21 protein-coding genes and 1 riboswitch are annotated in these 20,047 nt (G+C 53.6%); of the genes, 13 read left to right on the forward strand and 8 right to left on the reverse strand.

Annotated features, from left to right (window positions below; translation table 11 throughout):
- The first annotated feature begins 195 nt into the window (after positions 1-195).
- The 3 genes from dnaN (at position 196) to FW415_RS03935 (ending at position 2,844) form a co-directional block, all read left to right on the forward strand.
- Positions 196-1,314, forward strand: coding sequence for a DNA polymerase III subunit beta (dnaN, locus tag FW415_RS03925; protein WP_148382987.1), 1,119 nt, complete (start codon positions 196-198; stop codon positions 1,312-1,314).
- A gap of 403 nt (positions 1,315-1,717) precedes the next feature.
- Positions 1,718-2,554 carry a sterol desaturase family protein gene (locus FW415_RS03930; RefSeq protein WP_148382988.1) on the forward strand — a complete coding sequence of 279 codons (837 nt, stop codon included), beginning with the start codon at positions 1,718-1,720 and terminating at the stop codon, positions 2,552-2,554.
- Between the two features lie 35 nt (positions 2,555-2,589).
- Positions 2,590-2,844: a hypothetical protein gene (locus tag FW415_RS03935; RefSeq protein ID WP_148382989.1), complete on the forward strand. Its 255-nt coding sequence runs from the start codon at positions 2,590-2,592 to the stop codon at positions 2,842-2,844.
- Between the two features lie 108 nt (positions 2,845-2,952).
- On the opposite strand, the gene FW415_RS03940 is transcribed toward FW415_RS03935, so the two are convergent.
- Complete coding sequence (locus FW415_RS03940) at positions 2,953-3,441, reverse strand: lipocalin family protein (RefSeq protein WP_148382990.1); 489 nt, start codon at positions 3,439-3,441, stop codon at positions 2,953-2,955.
- Between the two features lie 91 nt (positions 3,442-3,532).
- Positions 3,533-3,631, forward strand: a riboswitch (TPP riboswitch).
- A gap of 53 nt (positions 3,632-3,684) precedes the next feature.
- On the opposite strand from FW415_RS03940, the gene thiS reads away from it, so the two are divergent.
- From thiS to FW415_RS03980, 8 genes are all read left to right on the forward strand, one after another.
- Complete coding sequence (gene thiS, locus FW415_RS03945) at positions 3,685-3,888, forward strand: sulfur carrier protein ThiS (protein WP_148382991.1); 204 nt, start codon at positions 3,685-3,687, stop codon at positions 3,886-3,888.
- A 138-nt stretch (positions 3,889-4,026) separates the two neighbouring features.
- Positions 4,027-5,877, forward strand: a complete 1,851-nt coding sequence (gene thiC / locus FW415_RS03950; protein WP_148382992.1) for a phosphomethylpyrimidine synthase ThiC — start codon at positions 4,027-4,029, stop codon at positions 5,875-5,877.
- 22 nt (positions 5,878-5,899) lie between these two features.
- Complete coding sequence (locus tag FW415_RS03955; protein WP_148382993.1) at positions 5,900-6,478, forward strand: thiamine phosphate synthase; 579 nt, start codon at positions 5,900-5,902, stop codon at positions 6,476-6,478.
- A 133-nt stretch (positions 6,479-6,611) separates the two neighbouring features.
- Positions 6,612-7,370 (forward strand): hydroxymethylpyrimidine/phosphomethylpyrimidine kinase, encoded by a 759-nt coding sequence (locus FW415_RS03960; RefSeq protein ID WP_148382994.1) that lies wholly within the window; start codon positions 6,612-6,614, stop codon positions 7,368-7,370.
- Positions 7,371-7,994 carry a thiamine phosphate synthase gene (locus tag FW415_RS03965; RefSeq protein ID WP_148382995.1) on the forward strand — a complete coding sequence of 208 codons (624 nt, stop codon included), beginning with the start codon at positions 7,371-7,373 and terminating at the stop codon, positions 7,992-7,994.
- A 29-nt stretch (positions 7,995-8,023) separates the two neighbouring features.
- Positions 8,024-8,797, forward strand: a complete 774-nt coding sequence (locus FW415_RS03970; protein WP_148382996.1) for a thiazole synthase — start codon at positions 8,024-8,026, stop codon at positions 8,795-8,797.
- Positions 8,798-8,913: 116 nt separating this feature from the next.
- Positions 8,914-10,020, forward strand: coding sequence for a 2-iminoacetate synthase ThiH (gene thiH, locus FW415_RS03975; protein ID WP_148382997.1), 1,107 nt, complete (start codon positions 8,914-8,916; stop codon positions 10,018-10,020).
- A 96-nt stretch (positions 10,021-10,116) separates the two neighbouring features.
- Positions 10,117-11,325 carry an MFS transporter gene (locus FW415_RS03980; protein ID WP_148382998.1) on the forward strand — a complete coding sequence of 403 codons (1,209 nt, stop codon included), beginning with the start codon at positions 10,117-10,119 and terminating at the stop codon, positions 11,323-11,325.
- Here FW415_RS03980 and FW415_RS03985 read toward each other — a convergent pair.
- The 4 genes from FW415_RS03985 to FW415_RS04000 form a co-directional block, all read right to left on the reverse strand.
- Positions 11,322-11,702, reverse strand: a complete 381-nt coding sequence (locus tag FW415_RS03985) for a group III truncated hemoglobin (RefSeq protein ID WP_210420827.1) — start codon at positions 11,700-11,702, stop codon at positions 11,322-11,324. The two genes, FW415_RS03980 and FW415_RS03985, sit on opposite strands and share 4 nt — an antisense overlap.
- Before the next feature lie 129 nt (positions 11,703-11,831).
- Positions 11,832-12,908, reverse strand: a complete 1,077-nt coding sequence (locus tag FW415_RS03990) for an iron-containing alcohol dehydrogenase family protein (RefSeq protein WP_148382999.1) — start codon at positions 12,906-12,908, stop codon at positions 11,832-11,834.
- 52 nt (positions 12,909-12,960) lie between these two features.
- Entirely contained in the window at positions 12,961-13,698 is a 738-nt protein-coding gene (kdsB, locus tag FW415_RS03995; protein ID WP_148383000.1) for a 3-deoxy-manno-octulosonate cytidylyltransferase, read from the reverse strand.
- A gap of 16 nt (positions 13,699-13,714) precedes the next feature.
- Positions 13,715-14,908: a DegT/DnrJ/EryC1/StrS aminotransferase family protein gene (locus FW415_RS04000; RefSeq protein WP_148383001.1), complete on the reverse strand. Its 1,194-nt coding sequence runs from the start codon at positions 14,906-14,908 to the stop codon at positions 13,715-13,717.
- Positions 14,909-15,009: 101 nt separating this feature from the next.
- On the opposite strand from FW415_RS04000, the gene FW415_RS04005 reads away from it, so the two are divergent.
- Both FW415_RS04005 and FW415_RS04010 read left to right on the forward strand, forming a co-directional pair.
- On the forward strand, positions 15,010-15,441 hold the full coding sequence (locus FW415_RS04005) for a DUF4440 domain-containing protein (RefSeq protein WP_148383002.1): 432 nt from the start codon (positions 15,010-15,012) through the stop codon (positions 15,439-15,441).
- 12 nt (positions 15,442-15,453) lie between these two features.
- Entirely contained in the window at positions 15,454-17,025 is a 1,572-nt protein-coding gene (locus tag FW415_RS04010) for an amidohydrolase family protein (protein ID WP_148383003.1), read from the forward strand.
- A 32-nt stretch (positions 17,026-17,057) separates the two neighbouring features.
- Here FW415_RS04010 and FW415_RS04015 read toward each other — a convergent pair whose 3' ends face one another.
- From FW415_RS04015 to FW415_RS04025, 3 genes are all read right to left on the reverse strand, one after another.
- Positions 17,058-17,411 (reverse strand): phage holin family protein, encoded by a 354-nt coding sequence (locus FW415_RS04015; protein ID WP_148383004.1) that lies wholly within the window; start codon positions 17,409-17,411, stop codon positions 17,058-17,060.
- Positions 17,412-17,478: 67 nt separating this feature from the next.
- Positions 17,479-18,762, reverse strand: a complete 1,284-nt coding sequence (locus FW415_RS04020; RefSeq protein ID WP_148383005.1) for a pitrilysin family protein — start codon at positions 18,760-18,762, stop codon at positions 17,479-17,481.
- A 9-nt stretch (positions 18,763-18,771) separates the two neighbouring features.
- Positions 18,772-19,986, reverse strand: coding sequence for a pitrilysin family protein (locus FW415_RS04025; protein WP_246858905.1), 1,215 nt, complete (start codon positions 19,984-19,986; stop codon positions 18,772-18,774).
- Between the last annotated feature and the right edge of the window lie 61 nt (positions 19,987-20,047).

Raw genomic sequence — 20,047 nt, forward strand, 5'->3', positions numbered from 1 at the left:
TTCACTATTTTCAATGAACCGCGCATTTCTACGTGATTTGTCTAAAAAATACCCGTTATTCTGCATTTTTCCGCAAACATTCCGCCCGGCAGGATGCTGGTTGCCTGTTCTGTATGTTGACAAATGCACCGGGGCGGATAACCAAAAGATTTTATCTTTGTTTACTTACATTTGCAACAATTATCAAGTAACCTTATGAAGTTTATCGTTTCTTCCTCTACTTTATTAAAACAATTGCAACAGATCAGCGGTGTTATTAACTCCAACACAGTATTGCCGATCCTGGAAGATTTCCTTTTCCTGATAGACAAGAATGAGCTCACCGTAGTGGCAACGGACCTGGAAACCGTTATGAAGGTAAAGCTGGAGGTGGAAGCCAAAGAGAATGGCCGCATCTGTATTCCCGCCAAGATCCTGATGGACTCCCTCAAGAACCTGCCGGATCAGCCGCTGACCTTCAATATCGATCTCAACTCCTTTGCCGTGGAGATCACGTCGGACAATGGCAAGTACAAAGTAATGGGCGAGAACCCGGAAAACTTCCCGAAGGAGCCCGCCGCCGAAGATGCCACCAATTTCACGATGACCGCCTCTGCCCTCATCACCGCCATCAACAAGACGCTCTTCGCCGTGAGCAACGACGATCTCCGCCCCCAGATGACCGGTGTGTTCTTTGAGCTGCAGCCGGAAAATATCACTTTCGTGGCCACCGATGCACACCGCCTCGTCAAATACATCCGTACCGATGTGAAATGCCCGCAGGCAGACAGCTTCATCGTGCCCCGGAAACCGCTGAACCTCCTCAAATCCGCCATTCCCGATAACGAAAGCGAGATCAGGGTAGCCTACAGCAGCAACCACTTCTTTGTATCGCACGACAATGCGCAGATGATCTGCCGCCTCATCGATGCCCGGTTCCCGGACTATAAAGTAGTGATCCCGAAGGAAAACCCCTACCGCCTCACCCTCGTGAAAAGCGACTTCCAGAACGGCCTGAAAAGGGTCAGCGTATTCGCCAACAAAAGCACCAACCAGGTAGCCCTCAGCATCAGCGGCAGCGAATTGCAGCTGTCCGCCCAGGATGTGGACTTCTCCTTCGAAGGTAACGAGCGCATGAACTGCCAGTACAGCGGGGAAGACATGCAGATCGCCTTCAATGCCAAATTCCTCATTGAAATGCTGCATGCCGCAGAAGGAGACGAGATCACCATCGACCTGAGCGCCCCCACCAAAGCCGGTATCCTTCGTCCTGTTGAAAAAGCGGAGAATGAGGATCTGTTGATGCTGGTCATGCCTTTGCTGCTTAACAACTAATCTATCTTTTTCAGATATCAGAAAAGCCTGCACCGAAAGCGATGCAGGCTTTTCTTATGCAGATGCCTGTCATTGATGCTATATTGTACCCTTTTCAAATATCCCGCCTGTAAATTCTCATCTGCCCTCAAATACTCCTGGCACTCCCTTTTTCCTAATCACTCCCCCCGTCTCCCATTAGTTAAACTTATACATTATCAAAACACTCTATCTGACAAACCGCCCGGATTAATTAACAATTTGTTATTATATAAAGTATTCTATCAATGAATTGCTTGATTTTCCCGGAACAAAAAATCCGCTGAAACCCGCTACAATTGGGCGAAATGTCGTAATTTTTCACTGTCGTTGTAACTGATACATGTTCTAACCCTAGCCTACCTACGAAATACCCCTTAAATTTATGATCGACTTTTTTGAACATATTCCATCTTATTACAGAACTGCTATGCTCGTAGCCGGCCTGGTACTGCTATGGGTCATAGAAGGGGTTATTCCCCGCATGCGTTTTTCGGATAAGCATAATAAATACCGGCATGCCGGCACCAACCTCTTTTTTACCCTCACCACCGCAGCGGTGAATCTTGCATTTGCCTTTCTTATTATAAAAGCATCCATGTGGACGGCCCGGGAGCAGTTCGGCCTGCTGTACAGCCTTTCCCTGCCCCTCTGGCTGCATGCCCTGCTGGCTGTGCTGATGATGGACTTCATCGGGGCTTACCTGGTGCATCTCGTACAGCATAAAGTAGCCTGGATGTGGCATTTTCACAAGATACATCATACGGACAAGGAAGTGGATGCCACCACGGCCCTGCGCCATCACCCCGTGGAAAGCGTTTTCCGCGTAGGGGCGTTGTTCATTGCTATTGTGACCATGGGCATACCGGTATGGATGGTGATGCTGTACCAGTCTTTATCCGCCTTCATGAGCCAGTTCAATCACGCGAATATTCATTTACCGCACTGGCTGGACAAAACGTTAAGCTGGATCATTGTGTCGCCGGACATGCACAAGGTGCATCACAGCCGCTATCAGCCGGAAACAGATTCAAACTATGCCAATATTTTTTCGATATGGGACCGCCTCTTTGGTACGTTCGTGACGGTGAAAGATACGGCCAGCCTGCGTTACGGGCTGGATGAATACCAGGATGCGCGGTACAGCCAGATAGGTCCCTTGCTGAAAGCGCCTTTTGAAGAAGTCCCTGACCCTGGCGGACAGGCAAGCTTGCAACAATAGTCATTTATTTTTATCACCTATATAATCGATTCAACATGCCACACACAACAAGTCTCCCCAAGATCGCGGGATACGTTTCAATTTTCATCGGTGTGCTGTCCGCTGCATTCTCTTTTGTGACCAGTTCGCCGGAGGCGGCCATGTACCTGGGCGGAGCTGCCGTGGTAGCCTGCCTTGCAGCCGGAGTGATCGCCCGCAAGAATATTGATGAACTGCAAATGGCCGTGGCGGGGTTATTCCTGTCTATCGTAGGTTGCGCTGTCGGCGCATGGCAGGTCTATAATTTCTAGGTCTGAACAGAGCGGGGCTACAAGTTCCTCTTTTCGGGTGCCGGCGTAAAAACCGTAACCTGATGAAGAAAACCTCCCGAATCCGGATCGGGGAACTTGCCACGCGTCTTATTTTCCCTTACGCTGCCGCGTAAACCGCTCCAGGTAACCCGCCGCAGCATTGATCGGGAAAAGCACCAGCGCAGTATCGTTCAGCGCCCTCACCAGCATGGTGTCAATCGCAGGGCCCGCATTCTCCACGCCCTCTGCATGGCTCCATAATATCAGCGTATCATGTGAAAGTTCCCATTTATCGTACAGCAGCGTATGCATGTTGACGGATACTGCTTTGCCATTCTTCCGCAGCTCGATCCCCTGTAAAATACTGTCTATACCCGGTACCGGCTGTATCCATTTGCCCGGCAGCAATGTTGCATCCACTTCGGCCATTGCTGTATCTGCCTGTGCCTTCAGCGTATCCGGAAATTGTGTGCCCGTATCCAGAGATGGCACCAGGCTGTTGTTCCGCGCACTGTCGCTATCATTCGCCGCCTGCTGTTTTGGTTGACAGGCCGCCAATATCAACGCCAGGCCTGCTATCATACCGGGTTTTATCATACCGAAAATTTATGGGTCAGTTACCGATATATCAAAGATAATGCTAAATGCCGGTCCCGATTTGGAAATTGGAAAACAAGGCCCTAGATTTACATCACTTTAGGGGTGTTCCGGGAAACCGGAACTGAGATGATACCCTCAGTCACCTGATGCAGTTCACACTGCCGTAGGGAAAAGTAAACTGAACTCCTTCTCATCTTCACATCCTTAAAGTTTATTGTTTCACCTAAACTCCTTGCAAACATGGAAGTGCTTGTAAACAATAAACTTTATGCGGTGCAGCCGGAAACAACCGTTACTGCACTCTTACAGTTTATTCAACTCTCATCGCTAAAAGGCGTTGCCGTCGCCGTCAATCAACAGGTAGTCCCGAAAACGGACTGGCCCGGAACATTTTTGCGCCCGGATGACCAGGTGACCATCATACGGGCCACCCAGGGCGGTTGATCCGATCTGTGAGCCGGGCCGCCGGCCGCTGTTCAGCATCGTTGCGTCGCACACTTGTACGGCTGTTCCGCTATGGGCGGACGAAGCATCCTTTTATTCATCATGGCCGGCCAGCGCCGCCGGCACAATACGATCACCATGAAAAACATCATCAGCCGGGAACCCTTCCCCGCGTCAAAAAAGATCCATGTCAAAGGCTCCCGGCACGATATCAGCGTAGCCATGCGGGAGATAACGTTAACGGACACACGTCTGCATGGGCGGCATGGCGAAACAGAACCCAATGCGCCCGTTACCGTGTACGACACCAGCGGTCCATATACCGATCCTGAAGCTATGATAGATGTCCGCAAGGGCCTGCCACGCCTGCGGGAACCGTGGATCAGCGGTCGCGGAGACGTGGACCAGCGCGGTGAGTTCACTTCTCAATACGGCCGCGAACGTCTGGCGGACCCTGCAACACAGCAGCTCCGCTTTGAGCACCTGCGCCTGCCTTACAAGGCAAAACCCGGCGCCAATGTCTCCCAGATGCACTACGCCCGAAAAGGCATCATCACTCCCGAAATGGAATACATCGCCATCCGGGAAAACCAGCGCGCGGAAACGCTTTTCTCCGCCAGCAATGCCCTCTGGCACCAGCATAAAGGCAACAACTTCGGTGCGGGTATGTCCGAAAAATGGATCACACCGGAATTCGTTATGCAGGAAGTAGCCGCCGGCCGCGCCATCATCCCCGCCAATATCAATCACCCGGAAAGCGAACCGATGATCATCGGCCGCAATTTCCTCGTGAAGATCAACGCCAACATCGGCAACTCGGCCGTTACCTCCAGCATAGAGGAAGAAGTGGAAAAGGCCGTGTGGGCCTGCCGCTGGGGCGCAGATACCATTATGGACCTCAGCACCGGCAAACACATCCACGAAACCCGGGAATGGATCATCCGCAACAGCCCTGTGCCCATCGGCACCGTGCCCATTTACCAGGCCCTGGAAAAAGTGAACGGGAAAGCGGAGGAGCTGACCTGGGAACTCTTCCGGGACACACTTATTGAACAGGCGGAACAGGGAGTGGACTATTTCACCATCCATGCCGGGGTGCTGTTGCGGTATATACCGTTAACGGCTAAACGAATGACGGGAATTGTGTCGCGCGGCGGTTCGATCATGGCCAAATGGTGCCTCTCCCATCATAAGGAAAGCTTCCTTTACACCCATTTCGGAGAGATCTGCGAGATCATGAAAGCCTATGATGTGGCCTTCTCCCTGGGAGACGGCCTGCGGCCGGGCGCTATTGCCGATGCCAATGATGCGGCACAATTCGCGGAACTTGAAACACTCGGAGAACTCACCAAAGTGGCCTGGGAACAGGATGTGCAGGTGATGATAGAAGGGCCCGGACATGTGCCGATGCAGCTCATCAAAGAGAATATGGACAAGCAGCTGAAGCACTGCCATGAAGCGCCGTTCTACACGCTCGGCCCCCTCACCACGGATATTGCCCCCGGCTATGACCATATCACCTCCGCCATCGGCGCGGCCATGATCGGCTGGTTCGGCACGGCCATGCTTTGTTATGTTACGCCCAAGGAACACCTGGGGCTGCCCAACCGGGAAGACGTGAAGCAGGGTGTGATCACCTATAAACTGGCCGCTCACGCAGCTGACCTCGCCAAAGGGCACCCTGGCGCGCAGCACCGGGACAATGCCCTGAGCAAAGCCCGCTTCGAATTCCGGTGGGAAGATCAGTTCAATCTCTCCCTCGATCCCGATACGGCTCGCAGCTATCACGATGAAACGCTGCCGGCGGAAGGCGCTAAAGTGGCGCATTTCTGCTCCATGTGCGGCCCGCATTTCTGCTCCATGAAGATTACGCAGGAAGTGCGGGAGTTCGCCGCCGGAAAAGGCGTAGCGGAAGAGGCCGCGCTGTCCGCCGGAATGGAGGAACAGTCAAAAGCCTTCATCCGGCAAGGTGGGGAGATCTATTTGTAACACCGCTATTTAACAGGCTTGCATGATCTGGGTCATTACATCTCCTGAACGGATATACGAAGAAGTGGAGCGCATCAATCAACTGATGACCGTAGCGGACGTGCTGTTGCTGCGCAAACCGGGATGGATGGAGGAAGAATATGCGGCCCTGCTGGAACAGTTGCGCCCTGCCTTCCGCAACCGCATCATGATCGGAGAACAACCGGCCCTCGTGCAGCAATATGGACTGATGGGCCTGCATCTCAGCGAAAAGAAACGGTTGCAAGCCTCGCCCGGGGAGCTATCGGATTATGCAGCTCTCGGTGTACCACTCAGCACGTCCATCCATCGGCCGGTTTGTCCTGGTAAAATGTGGCGGCACCTCTTGCTGGGCCCGGTGTTCGACAGTATTTCCAAACCCGGTTACGCCGGTAACAGCGCCGTGACGAAGAACATCCCGTCCAATGCGGTAGCCATTGGCGGGGTAAATGCGGCAAATGTTGGTACGGTGCGGTCCATGGGATTCAGCGGGGCTGCGGTGCTCGGCGCCATCTGGCAGGAACGTTATGATCCGGCGGAGGTCTATCGGCAGATCAAAACAGCCTGGGTGGCAGGCCGCTGATGGGCACCGGTAGCGGGACAAAGTAAATCGCTGCCCGGGTAAGCAGGCATCTGTCCGCTTACCTGATCTGCCGGACTAAGCCATCATGGCAACCGGGAGCAGGTTATACAACATCATTAAACAACCGCGAAGTATGCGCAGGCAAACAACAAAACCATACGTCATGAGCCTTGCCGGCCTGGACCCTTCCGGCGGCGCCGGGCTGCTGGCGGATATCAAGACTTTCGAAGTGCATGGGCTCACCGGCTTTGGCGTCTGCACCGCGTTAACGGTACAAACGGACAGCGAGTTCCTGGGCGTGGAATGGGTGCCGGCGGACAGGATCATTGCCCAGGCAATGCCGTTACTGGAAAAATTTCCGGTACAGTTCTGCAAAGTGGGGCTGATCGCTCACCCGGACGTGCTGCTGGAGGTGCTGCCCGCCCTGCGTTCCATACGGCCCGGTCTGCGCTTTATCCTTGATCCCGTACTGAAAGCATCTGCGGGATACGTTTTTCACGCAGCGCTGACCTCACAATGGAAGGCCGTACTGCCGGAACTGATGTTGCTGACCCCTAACAACGGTGAAGCCATCGCCATGAGCGGGCTGCCTGACGGCCCAAAGGGCGCGCAACTGCTTTCCGCCTCCTGTGCGGTACTGCTGAAAGGCGGGCACAGAACGGACAAACCGGGATGGGATACGCTGTATCACGATAACGGATACACGGAGTTTCCTCCGGCCACAGCAGACGCTCCACCAAAACACGGCTCCGGATGCGTATTATCGGCAGCAGTTACCGCGGCACTGGCCAAAGGGCTGTCGCTCCCGGAAGCCTGTCACGCTGCAAAGAATTATACATTGAACTATTTACAAAGCAGCCCCGGCTTGCTGGGGCATCATCAATATTCATAAATGGAGCATCTTTTATACATCTCGCAACAAACACCTTCCGCATCACATACGGATAATATCCGCGCGGCCTGCGAAGCAGGTTGCCGCTGGGTACAGCTGCGGGTCAAATCACCCGATGCGGGGCTGCGAGAGCAGCTGGCTTACGCAGCCAAAGCGGTCTGCGATGAGTACGATACGCAACTCACCATCAACGATCATCCCTCGCTCGCTGCGGCGGTCGATGCTTTCGGCGTGCATGTGGGCAAGCTGGATATGCCGGTGAAGGAAGCGCGAAGCATCGCCGGCCCGCAAAGCTGCATCGGCGGAACGGCCAATACCCTGGAAGATGTGCTGGCACATGCTGCGGGTGGAGCGGATTACATCGGCATGGGGCCTTATCGCTTCACCACCACCAAAGAAAAATTAAGCCCGGTACTTGGGCTGGAGGGCTATCAGCAAACAATACCGCGCCTGCGTGAAATGGGTATTCATATTCCCGTACTGGCGATCGGCGGCATTCAGCTGGCGGATATCCCCGGACTAAAAGCCGCGGGGCTAAGCGGCATCGCCGTATCCGGACTGATCACACATGCGGCGGACAAGAGAAGCCTCGTGCAACGGATAAATGAATTGTGGAACGGATAATATCCTGTTACTAAAACAAAAAACTGCTTATGGAACCTTTGATCATTGCCGGAAGGACCTTCGGCAGCCGGTTGTTCACCGGTACAGGGAAATTTGGTTCCGTTACCGCCATGGAAGAAGCAATCCTCGCTTCAGGCTCCGAGCTGGTAACGGTAGCGCTTAAACGAATTGATACGGGCAACCCGCAGGAAGACGATATGCTGGCCTACCTGCAGCATCCGCACCTCCATCTGTTGCCCAACACCTCCGGCGTACGCACGGCCAAAGAAGCCATATACGCCGCGCAGCTGGCCCGCGAGGCGATGGAGACCAACTGGATCAAGCTGGAAATACACCCTGATCCAAGATACCTGCTGCCCGATCCGGTGGAAACGCTGGAAGCGGCAGCGGCGCTCGTGAAGCTGGGATTTGTGGTATTGCCCTATGTACATGCCGATCCGGTGCTTTGCAAAAGGCTGGAAGAAGTTGGCACCGCTGCCGTTATGCCGCTTGGCGCGCCCATCGGCAGCAATAAAGGCCTGCGGACGCTGGATTTCCTGGAGATCATTATTGCCCAGAGCAATGTGCCGGTAGTGGTGGACGCCGGCATCGGCGCTCCGTCCCATGCTGCGCAGGCCATGGAAATGGGGGCTGACGCAGTGCTGGTGAATACGGCCATCGCCGTGGCGCGGCAACCGGCGCTGATGGCCGCGGCATTCCGGAAAGCGGTGATCTCGGGCAGGGAAGCTTTTGAAGCCGGCCTGGGAAGCATCAGCGCACAGGCGCATGCCAGCAGTCCGCTGCTTTCGTTCCTGGATGAATAGGGACAAAATATGTTCATCATCGCGCATCGCCCGGATAGGCAGTTGCATACGCGACAGATGCAGTTGATGTAATAATAAAACAATACCGGGTTCCCGAATCATAAAAACAAACCCAAATGAGCTTTGAAAATATATTCCGGCAATATGCCTGGGATGATGTGAAAGCATCGATCTATGCAAAAAAGCCGCGGGATGTGGAAATGGCGCTTGCCAGGAAGCAGCGTACGCTGGATGACTTCATGGCGTTGATCTCCCCGGCCGCAGCACCGTACCTGGAGCAGATGGCCATGTTAAGCAGACAGCTCACGCAGCAGCGTTTCGGAAAGACGATCCAGTTATATGTTCCCTTGTACCTCTCCAACGAATGCCAGAATATCTGCACCTACTGCGGGTTCAGCTATGACAACCAGCTCCGCCGCAAAACGCTGACCGGCGCGGAGATACTGCGGGAAACCGCCGTGATCCGGGAGATGGGGTATGAGCATGTATTGCTGGTTACGGGTGAAGCGCACCAGACAGTGGGAATGGACTACTTCAAAAAAGTATTGCCGCTCGTCCGCGCTCATTTCTCGCAGGTTTCCATGGAGGTGCAGCCGATGGACCAGGAGGATTATGAGCAGCTGATCCCGCTGGGATTGCATACGGTGCTGGTGTACCAGGAAACTTACCATGAAGGGGACTACCGGAAACATCATCCGAAAGGCAAGAAATCCCGCTTCGGCTACCGGCTTGAAACACCGGACAGGCTGGGGCGCGCGGGCATTCATAAAACAGGGCTGGGTGTGCTGATAGGGCTGGAAGACTGGAGGACGGACAGCTTTTTTACGGCTCTTCACCTTGACTACCTGCAACGGACCTACTGGCAGACAAAATACAGCATTTCCTTCCCGCGCCTCCGGCCCTTCTCCGGTGGCCTGGCGCCCAAAGTGGATATGCAGGACCGTGAGCTGGTGCAGCTGATCTGTGCTTACCGGTTGTTGAATGCGGACCTGGAACTCAGCCTGTCTACCCGTGAATCCGAAAAGTTCCGGAACCACCTGGTGCAACTCGGCATCACCGCCATGAGCGCCGGTTCCAGAACCAATCCCGGCGGGTATGCCGTAGATACGCAATCCCTGGAGCAGTTCGAGATCAGCGACGAAAGAAGCGCGCAGGAAGTGGCGGCAATGATCCGGGAACAGGGCTACGAGCCGGTATGGAAGGACTGGGACGGGTTTGCGTGATGGCAAGTGTTTGCTGACGAATCGCATTCGTAAAAGACTTCCGGGGAAGACGGTTTTTCGCTCGGCAGATTCAAGCCTTCCCGCTAACTTTGCGGCATGGATCAGCAGAAGGGGAAGATTTACACCGTGCAATTCTGGCTGCTTTGCTCCAGCAGCCTGCTTTTTTCCGCCAGTTTCAACATGATGATCCCGGAACTGCCGGCATACCTCACCAGCCTCGGCGGGGAGGATTACAAAGGGTACATCATCGGGCTTTTCACGCTGATGGCGGGATTGTCCAGACCCTTCAGCGGCAAGCTGACGGACACGATCGGGCGGGTGCCGGTAATGGTATTCGGTTCCCTTGTTTGTGTCGTTTGCAGCCTGCTGTATCCGCTTGTGGGTTCCGTCTCTGCATTTCTCTTACTGCGTTTCTTTCACGGGTTTTCCACCGGCTTCAAGCCTACCGGTACATCGGCCTATGTGGCGGACCTGGTGCCGTACACCCGCCGTGGCGAAGCCATGGGCATTGTAGGGCTGTTCAGTACTATCGGGCTTTCTCTGGGGCCTTCCATCGGCGGACAGATCGCGCATATGTGGGGCATCATGAGCATGTTCAGGATATCGGCAGTTTTTGCCCTGTTGTCCGTCGTGATACTCATTGGCATGAAGGAAACACTGCATAACCGGCAGACCTTCAGCCCCACTTTATTAAAGATCTCCCGGCATGAAATATTCGAGCCGCTGGTGTGGGCGCCGGTGGTCATCACTTTTCTCACCTACTTCAGCTACGGCGCGCTGCTCACCGTCATTCCGGATTTCAGCGCTTACCTGGGCATGGAGAATAAAGGACTGTTCTTCACTTTTTTCACCGCCAGTTCCATTGCCATACGGCTTGTTGCGGGCAAGGCATCGGACAGGTTCGGGCGGGTGCCTATGCTGAAGATATCGGCAACGCTGATGGCAGTGTCCATGCTGATGATCGGGCTGGCGCATACGCCGGCGGCGCTGATCGCTGGGGCGCTGGTGTACGGTGTTTCACTGGGTATCAATTCCCCGGCAGTAACGGCCTGGACGATCGATCTGGGGAGGCCCGAGCACAGGGGCCGCGCGTTGGGAAGCATGTATATTGCTTTGGAAGCGGGTATAGGGCTGGGGGCCTTCTGTTCAGCGGAATGGTATAACAACAAACCGGAGCATTTCTCTACGGTATTCTTCATTATGGCGGCCGTGACCATCTTTGCCACCATCTACCTGATGTTCATTTACCGGAACAAGTATGTGCGTTACATGCGCAGGAGCCTGAAACTCCGCGCGCGTCACTAAGCCTTGTAAATACCTCTTTCAAACAGGATCTTGCCCAGGAATACCTGCGCGATGGACCTTGCTTTGACCCTGGCGGTGGAAGCCCTCGGGCCTTCAAACAGTTCGTCCAGCGTCTGGTTGAACAACAACAGCCATTGATCAAAATGTTGGCCATCCACCGGCAGGGTGCGGTGTTTGGGGAAGGGGCGGCCATGATACTCCATGATGCCCAGCAGCTGTGCGCCCCAGAACTTGTACATGGTTTCCAGATGCGGCGTCCAGGCATCAGGGGCTATGCGCTCCGCAAAAACAGGCCCCAGCAGTTCATCCTGCCGGATCTTGTCATAGAACGTATCTACCATCAATTGTATGTCCGCCATTGTTGCTATGTCTCTCATGATACCCCAAAGTTCCGGATTATTGTACAACCGGCCGATGACCGTGGTCATGTTTCAGACTGCGCGACAGTCATTACAGTTTGCCCGGATAGCTTCCGGAGCCTTTAATGCGTCACATATTCTGCCGCATTAAAGCTGCTCGTAAAGTTTCCGCAACCTGTCACGCGTCATTTTCTGCTGCCAGTCCTTTCCCAGGGCATTCTCCCACAACGGCGCCAATCCCATCGATACATCGATCATCTTATCGAAATCAGCATCTGTCAACCCTTTGGTAATATGCTGCGGAATGGCGACCTGGTGTTTCTCTACCATCTGCTTGAATTCCTTCACGCCTGCGGGATAAAATTCTTCCAGCTTGTCAAACACAATGCAGTTGCCCACGCCGTGTTTGGTGCCAAGCAGGTAACTCAGGCCATAACTCACCGCATGGGCCACGCCTACCTGTGAATAGGCGATACTCATGCCGCCTGCGTAGGAAGCCATCATCAGTTTCTCATCGGAATCCCCGTCCCAGTTGCTTTTGTGCAGGTAGATCTCCTGGCACAATTCCAGCGCCTTTTCACCGTAGGAACGGCTGAAAGCGTTGAGGTACGTGCCTTCCAGGGATTCGATACAGTGGATATAACAATCCATTGCCGTATAGAAACGCTGGTTGACCGGCGCACCCTGAATCAGTTCGGGATCCAGCACGATCTGGTCGAACGGTGTATAGTCGGAATTCATGCCCAGCTTTTTCGTCGGGCCGGTCAAAACGGTTGTTCTGCTCACTTCCGCACCGGTGCCGGACAACGTGGGAATGCCCACCTTATAGACTGCCGGATTCTTTATCAGGTCCCATCCCTGGTAATCGGCGGATGATCCGGGGTTGGTCATCATCAGGGATACGGCCTTGGCCATGTCCATTGTGGAACCTCCGCCGATGCCGATGATTCCGCTTACCTCGCCGAATTCCGCTTTCAGTTCATCACGCAAACGGTCCACATAAACGGTCTTTGGCTCATGGGTCACATCGATGAACACTACTTTGTCTTTGCCGCGCAGCGGAATGCGGGAAACAAAGGACGGATCGCCCTCAAAGAAATGGTCCACAAAAAAGATCATCGGCGCATCGCCCTTACGGTGCGGCGCAATGATCTCGTCCACCTGGTTAAAGGCCCCGCGGCCGAAGATCACGTATCCAACCAGTTTAAAATTCCTGAATTTCATCTGTTACAGATTAATATTTGTTCCGTTCAGCGATGAGATGAGCGGTATTGGTTTAATTGTTTTCCAGCAGTTTTGATGCCCTGTCCAAATCCTCCGGTGTATCGATCTCCACGCCCATATATTCGGTCACCACCATCTTTATGGGAATACCGTTTTCGAGGTAGCGCAGGCATTCTATCTTTTCGGTGGATTCCAGCATGCTTACCGGTGTTCTGGTAAATTCCAGCAGGGCTTCACGGCGGAAAGCGTAGATGCCGATATGTTCGTAATAACTGGAGCCGGAGGAGGTATCGCGCGGATAAGGGATCACGGAGCGGGAGAAGAAAAGTGCATTGAATTTCTTGTCCACCGCCACTTTCACGAAATTGGGATCTTCAATATCGTTCCAGTCCGTCAGCTCCTGCATGAGCGATGCCACCTGCACCTTACGTCCTTCTTCTCCTTCAAAGACCTGCATCAGCTTTTCGAGCGGTTCTTTCTGGGTGAACGGTGTATCGCCCTGTACATTCACAACGATCTCCACATCTTCCATTGTTTCCACGGCCTCGGCTATCCTGTCGGACCCGCTTTCGTGCTCACGTTTGCTCATCACCGCCCTGCCGCCGTTCCGGATGATCTCGTCATAGATAACATCGCTGTCCGTCACCACCATTACCTCATCAAAAACACCGGTGCCACGTACGGCTTCATACGTGCGCCAGATCACGGTTTTACCGGCCAGCGGGGCCATCAGCTTCCCCGGGAAACGGGTTGCAGCATAACGGGCGGGGATCAATGCAATTTTCTTCATTGGGTTGGTCTTGGGTTTATAAAACGCTTTTCACAGCTGCCGCCAGCTTCGCAGCCCTTTCCTGCAGCTCCTGGTCTGTCCATGCGAGGCTGATGGGGAAGGATATACAACGGCTGATGATCGCATCTGAAGCGGGAAATTCTTTTGTTTTATACACTTCCATGGCCTTTGCCAGCGGTGCGGCAAAGGGGTTGAGCGTGGCGCCTGCTTTAAAATGATTCCATTTGCGGAAGTAATGCCAGTTATTGTCGAACCAGTAAAATGCCGGCAGGCCCGCAGCTTTGATGGCCGTGGTGGCTGCGCGGGCGGTGCTTTCATCCGGCAGGAAGAAGGACAGGTGCGTAGCGCTGTCCCCCGCTTCATCGGGAATACGGCGGAAAGTGACCTGCGGGATTTCGCTCATGGCGGATTTCAGCACCTGCTTGCTGTTGCGCAGAATGGCCAGGAAACGGTCCAGCTTGCGGATCTGCGCCAGGCCAACGGCTGCATGCAGTTCGGAGATACGGAAGTTGAAACCCAGGTGCGGATGGCCGTCAGCGCCCCGGTCAGCACCCCCGAGGTGATCGTGACCATGGTCTGAATAAGCATCCGCCCTGGTGTACACGGCCTCATCATTAGTGATGATGGCGCCGCCTTCCGCGCAGGTGATGGTTTTCACAAAATCGAAAGAGAATGTACCGGCATTGCCGATGGAGCCGAGGGCTTTGCCTTTATAGGTTGCGCCGGTAGACTGGCAGGCGTCTTCCAGCAGGAGCAGCTGGTGTTCACGGCAGATATCCAGCAGGGCATCCATGTCCGCCATCGAACCGCACATATGCACCGGCATAACGGCTTTTGTTTGCGGAGTGATCGCCGCTTTTACGGCAGCGGGAGCAAGGGTAAGGGTGTCGTCTACATCTACCAGTACCGGTGTGGCGCCAACCGACAGCACCGCTTCAAAGCTGGCCACAAAGGTGAAGGTGGGCATGATCACCTCATCGCCCGCACCAATGCCCAGGGCCGCCATAGCCGTTGTCAGCGCCGTAGTGCCGCTGGAGGTCAGCTGCGCGTATTTCACATTGAAACGCTCGCAAAGGGCCTGCTCCAGCTCCTTTGCCTTCCATATTCCTTTGCGCGGGCCTTCGAAGCCATAACGCATATAGATGCCTGTTTCCAGCACATCGTTTACTTCTTTTTTTTCTTCAGCGCCAAATAGTTCAAATCCTGGCATATTGATCAAGTTTTTATTTTTCCGGAACGATTGTGCAAAGGTAGTATAATCAAGGTATGCATAAATGACAAAAACTGTTTATCTTTTGCTAAAAATCTGCCATGCGTTCACTCGTCATTATCATAGCGATATTCACCTTAACAGGGCCGCTGCAGGTCGCTGCCCAGTCAAATGACATTGCCAGTATCCGCACGCTGATGGATGCGCAGACCAGCGCCTGGAACGCGGGAGATATCGACGGTTTTATGGCGACCTACTGGCAGTCGGATTCCCTTCTTTTTGTGGGCAAGAATGGGGTTACTTATGGCTGGAAGGGCACGTTGGCCAATTACAAAAAGAACTACCCGGACAAAACGGCGATGGGCACCCTCTCTTTTAACCTGCTGGAATTTAAAAAACTCGCCGCCGATGTGTATTTTGTAGTAGGCAAATGGCATCTGGCCAGGACCATCGGTGATCTCTCGGGGCATTTCACACTCGTGATACGCCGGATCGGTGGCGAATGGAAGATCGTGGCCGATCACAGCAGTTAAAAATATCTTTGTATGATAAAGCATTACCTTCTCTTTCTGGCCCTCGCTGCCGGCACAGCCTGCAAGGGGCAGGATTGTGACATCCTTATCCGGAATGCCAGGATCGTGGACGGAACGGGGAATTCCTGGTATTATGGGGACCTGGCGGTGAAGGATGGGCGGATACTGGGAACCGGCCGGCTGCCGGAAACCCTGAAGGCAACACGAACAATTGACGCAGGCGGCCTGGTTGTGGCGCCGGGGTTTATTGATGTGCATACCCATATTGAAGGGGATGACTTCAAGGTACCCACTGCCGATAATTTCATTCACGATGGCGTGACCTCTGTAATAACCGGCAACTGCGGCTCTTCGCATACCGATCTCTCCAGGTATTTCTTTCAGCTGGACAGTATGAAACTTTCCATCAATGCCGGTTCCCTGATCGGGCATAATGATGTGCGCCGTGCGGTGATGGGCAGTACGGACCGTGCGCCCCGCCCGGAAGAACAGCAGCAGATGGAAGCGCTCGTGGAAAAAGCAATGCAGGATGGGGCCGTGGGCCTCTCTACCGGGCTGATCTATTTGCCGGGATTGTATGCCCGTACGCCGGAAGTGGTGGGCCTGGCAAAAGTGGCGGCGGAATACGGCGGCGTATATGCCACGCATATGCGCAACGAAGGGGATGCCGTAGAAGCGGCCATAGAAGAAGCGCTGACGATAGGAAGAGAGGCGAATATCCCCGTGGAGATCTCTCACTTCAAGATCGGCGGCAAACAGAACTGGGGGCGTTCGAAAACTACGGTGGCCATGGTGGAAAAGGCGCGCCGGGAAGGGCTGGAAGTAACGATCGATCAGTATCCTTATACGGCCAGCAGCACCAGCCTGCGTACCATGCTACCTGACTGGGCGCTGTCCGGCGGAACGGACTCGATCACCTGGCGCCTGCAGGACGCCGCTACCCGCAAACAGATCGCTGACGAAATGATCGCCGTGTACAAACGCCGGAAGCTGAAGCACCTGGATTATGCGGTGGTGGCCTATTACAAAACAGATACCACACTGAACGGGAAAAATATCGCGGAGATCAACAAACTGCGGGGAAAACGGCCGAAGCTGCGGGAGGAGGTGAATACCGTGCTTGACCTGCTGGCACAGGGGAATGCCGGCATGGTATTCCATGGCATGAGCGAGGCTGACGTGAAATATATCATGCAGTATCCTTTCAATATGTTCGCATCTGATGCCAGTATCCGGGAATATAATGTAGGCGTGCCGCATCCGCGCGGCTACGGTACGAATGCGCGTGTGCTCGGGAAGTATGTGCGGGAAGAAGGGGTGTTGCGGCTGGAAGAAGCCATCCGGCGGATGACCTCCCTCCCTGCGCAGAAATTCCGCCTGCAAAACAGGGGATTGCTCGTTCCCGGATATGCGGCGGACATTGTGATCTTTGATCCTGCCACGGTTAAAGACCTTTCCACTTTCACGGAACCGCATCAATATTCAACCGGTTTTCAGTATGTGCTGGTAAACGGAAAGGTAACGCTGGATAACGGAAAACATACCGGGATCAGGAACGGGGAGGTATTGCGATTGCGGTATTAGTTTGCAGTTGCGGTATTTGGCCGGAACTGCTTTTACTTTTCGCGGTCGGTACCGGGCCCCAGGGACAGCAATACGCTGCTGATCACAGACAGCACTACGCTGAACAAAAGCGCCCACCAGAAATTATCTACTTTGAATCCCTTCACCAGGCTGCTGGCCCACATTACGATCAGTGCATTGATCACCAGCAGAAAAAGCCCGAGGGTCAGCACGGTGACCGGCAGGGTGAGGATCACCAGCACCGGTTTTACGATCAGGTTAAGCAATCCCAACACGATCGCTACCAGCAGTGCGGTCGTGAAGTCAGAAATAGATACCCCCGGCAGAATATACTGCGCCAGTAAAGCTGCCAGCGCAGTAACAAGGATACGGATGAGTATTCCCATAGTGAGGCTGTTGTTTGTTATTGTACCTTTCAAATTACAAAAATAGGCGCAGAAAGTTCACAGACACCTATATCACGATCAATTCATAAAAATCCTCCCGGTTATAATACTGCTTTGCCAGCTGTTGCAGTTCTTCGGCAGTGATCGTTTTGATCGTGCGGATATTATTGTAAAAGTAGTGCTCGTCGAGATCGTTCAGGATGAGATTCTTCCAGCGCTGGATCACCTGGAAAGCACCATCGAGGTCTCCAAGGATGGAGCCGATCATGAAGTTGCGTACCAGGCTCAGCTCTTCTTCGGATATGATCTCCTTTTGCAGCAATTCCAGTTCCTTGTATATCTCCGCTACGGTGGCTTCACAAACATCCCGCCCGGCTTCGGTCTGGATATTGATGGCGCTGGCCTGCCGGAAATTATACATCTGGGAATGGATGCCGTAGGTATATCCTTTTTCTTCCCGGATGTTGCTCATCAGCCTTGATCCGAAATACCCGCCAAATATGGTGTTGAGCACCAGCATTTTCGGGAAATCAGGGTGATAGCGGTTCGGGAAAGGCCGGGCGATGCGCACGGCGCCCTGTACACCGTTCTCGTCATTAAAAATGCGGAACTTCCTTTCCTCTGCTGGCAGAATGGGCAATTCCGGCCGGAGCATATGGTTTTCCCCGTTCCAGTTCGTGCTGCCAAAATACCGGTTGAGCAGCGGGATCATATCCGCAGGAAGATTGCCGGCCAGGAAGATCTTGCAGTTGTTGTAGGTATAGTGTTTTTTATAGAAGGCGCGCAGCGATTCCGCCTGCAGCGCATCAAACGCTTCCATGCTGCTGACGCGGCCATAGGGATGGAATTCTCCGAAGAGGTATTTATCGATATGGCGATTGGCCACGAACTCGCATTTCTGCAGGTTCACGGCCAGCTTTTGTTTCATGTTCTGCGTATAGATGGCCAGCTCTTCCTCCGGGAATACCGGGTCCTGGATCACTTCCTGCAGTATGGGCAAAAGGTCTGCCGTATGTTTGGTAAGGCAATGCAGGGTAAAGGTGGCATTTTCGTGGAAGCAGTTCCTGTTGAGATAAGCACCATAGTACTCTGCCATTTCGTTGATCTCCAGCGCGGAGTGTTTGCTGCTGCCGTTCTTCATCAGGAAGTTGGTGGAGGCGGCCACCAGGGAGCCCGTTTCGAACCAGCTGCCGGCGGGAAATACCAGCTCCAGCTGCAGGGTTTCCTGCTCTTCTGACCGGATCACATACACGGGAATCCCGTTATCCAGCCTGAACAGTTCATATGGCTTCAATAAAACTTCAAATTCAACGGCGTCTTTTATGGCGGGTGCCTGGCTTCTGTCGATCATAATTCGTTCCTAGTTTCCTGCGTAATAGTGAATGGTATTGGAGTTCTTTTCCGAGAATATGGTCTGCGCTTCCTGGTGGATATCCGCCGTTGTCACCCTTTCATAATGCTCAAACTCCTTGTTCATAAATCCGGCATCGCCCATCAGTTCATAATAGGCAAGATTGTTGGCGCGGCTCAGCAGCCCCATATCCTCAAAAGCCAGCATGCTTTCCACACGGTTCTTTACCTTTTGCAGCTCTCTTTCCGGAATGATCTGCTGCTGCAGCTTCTCCAGTTCCTCCTGTATGCCCTTTTCAGCGTCTTTCATCTTCACCCCTTTTACCAGTTTGCCTTCAATGGACAACAAACCGGCATCCAGGCTGCCAAAGTGGGCGCAGTCGATATAGCTGAACAGCTTCTTTTCTTTCACGAGCGCCTGGTGCAGGCGTGATGAGCCGCCGCCGCTCAGGATATCGGAGATCAGGTCCGCGGTGTAATACCGCTGGTCTTTCCGGGGATAGATGTGATAGGTTTTGTACAGGGCGTCCAGCGGCACCTTGTTGCTGATCTCCAGCAGGTGCGGCGCTGTCTGCGCCGGTTCCACGGGCAGGTTGCGCACATATTTTTCGCCGGAGGGAATATCCCCGAACCATTTTTCGGCCAATGCTTTCACCTGTGCGGTGGTCACTTTCCCGGCAACGGAGAGAATGGCATTTACGGGGCGGTAATGACGAAAAAAGAAGGCTTTCACATCATCGAGCTTTGCGTCCTCGATATGCGACAGCTCTTTACCGATGGTCATCCAGCGATAAGGATGGCGGCTGTAGGCCAGTTCCCGCATCTTGTGCCATACATCGCCATACGGTTTGTTGATGTAATGCTCTTTAAATTCCTCACAAACCACTTTCCGCTGCACATCCAGGCTTTTCTCTGAAAAAGCAAGGGACAACATGCGGTCGCTTTCCAGCCAGAAAGCGGTTTCCAGGTTCTCCGCCGGCAACTCTACATAATAATTGGTAAGGTCGTTGGTCGTATAGGCATTGTTTTCGCCGCCGGCCATCTGCAATGGCTCGTCATATTCGGGAATATTTACAGATCCGCCGAACATCAGGTGCTCAAACAAATGTGCGAAACCCGTCTGCGCAGGGTCCTCGTCCCTTGCCCCCACATCGTACAGCACGTTCACTACCGCCATGGGTGTGGTATTATCTTCATGAACGATCACGCGCAGACCGTTAGCCAAAGTGAATCTGTTAAAATGGATCATAGCTTGTCTATAGATAAAAATACGGCGCTCACCGGCT

Source organism: Chitinophaga sp. XS-30 (genome assembly GCF_008086345.1).
GTDB lineage: Bacteria > Bacteroidota > Bacteroidia > Chitinophagales > Chitinophagaceae > Chitinophaga.

Excerpts from the sequence above, each read along its gene's own strand:
- FW415_RS03970 (WP_148382996.1), top strand. The coding sequence starts at position 8,024 with ATGGAACCTTTGATCATTGCCGGAAGGACCTTCGGCAGCCGGTTGTTC.
- dnaN (WP_148382987.1), top strand. The coding sequence starts at position 196 with ATGAAGTTTATCGTTTCTTCCTCTACTTTATTAAAACAATTGCAACAG.
- FW415_RS04010 (WP_148383003.1), top strand. The coding sequence starts at position 15,454 with ATGATAAAGCATTACCTTCTCTTTCTGGCCCTCGCTGCCGGCACAGCC.
- thiH (WP_148382997.1), top strand. The coding sequence starts at position 8,914 with ATGAGCTTTGAAAATATATTCCGGCAATATGCCTGGGATGATGTGAAA.
- FW415_RS03960 (WP_148382994.1), top strand. The coding sequence starts at position 6,612 with ATGCGCAGGCAAACAACAAAACCATACGTCATGAGCCTTGCCGGCCTG.
- FW415_RS03935 (WP_148382989.1), top strand. The coding sequence starts at position 2,590 with ATGCCACACACAACAAGTCTCCCCAAGATCGCGGGATACGTTTCAATT.
- FW415_RS04000 (WP_148383001.1), bottom strand. The coding sequence starts at position 14,908 with ATGCCAGGATTTGAACTATTTGGCGCTGAAGAAAAAAAAGAAGTAAAC.
- FW415_RS03930 (WP_148382988.1), top strand. The coding sequence starts at position 1,718 with ATGATCGACTTTTTTGAACATATTCCATCTTATTACAGAACTGCTATG.
- FW415_RS03980 (WP_148382998.1), top strand. The coding sequence starts at position 10,117 with ATGGATCAGCAGAAGGGGAAGATTTACACCGTGCAATTCTGGCTGCTT.
- FW415_RS03985 (WP_210420827.1), bottom strand. The coding sequence starts at position 11,702 with ATGAGAGACATAGCAACAATGGCGGACATACAATTGATGGTAGATACG.
- FW415_RS03990 (WP_148382999.1), bottom strand. The coding sequence starts at position 12,908 with ATGAAATTCAGGAATTTTAAACTGGTTGGATACGTGATCTTCGGCCGC.
- kdsB (WP_148383000.1), bottom strand. The coding sequence starts at position 13,698 with ATGAAGAAAATTGCATTGATCCCCGCCCGTTATGCTGCAACCCGTTTC.
- FW415_RS03940 (WP_148382990.1), bottom strand. The coding sequence starts at position 3,441 with ATGATAAAACCCGGTATGATAGCAGGCCTGGCGTTGATATTGGCGGCC.
- FW415_RS04015 (WP_148383004.1), bottom strand. The coding sequence starts at position 17,411 with ATGGGAATACTCATCCGTATCCTTGTTACTGCGCTGGCAGCTTTACTG.
- FW415_RS04020 (WP_148383005.1), bottom strand. The coding sequence starts at position 18,762 with ATGATCGACAGAAGCCAGGCACCCGCCATAAAAGACGCCGTTGAATTT.
- FW415_RS04005 (WP_148383002.1), top strand. The coding sequence starts at position 15,010 with ATGCGTTCACTCGTCATTATCATAGCGATATTCACCTTAACAGGGCCG.
- thiC (WP_148382992.1), top strand. The coding sequence starts at position 4,027 with ATGAAAAACATCATCAGCCGGGAACCCTTCCCCGCGTCAAAAAAGATC.
- thiS (WP_148382991.1), top strand. The coding sequence starts at position 3,685 with ATGGAAGTGCTTGTAAACAATAAACTTTATGCGGTGCAGCCGGAAACA.
- FW415_RS03965 (WP_148382995.1), top strand. The coding sequence starts at position 7,371 with ATGGAGCATCTTTTATACATCTCGCAACAAACACCTTCCGCATCACAT.
- FW415_RS03955 (WP_148382993.1), top strand. The coding sequence starts at position 5,900 with ATGATCTGGGTCATTACATCTCCTGAACGGATATACGAAGAAGTGGAG.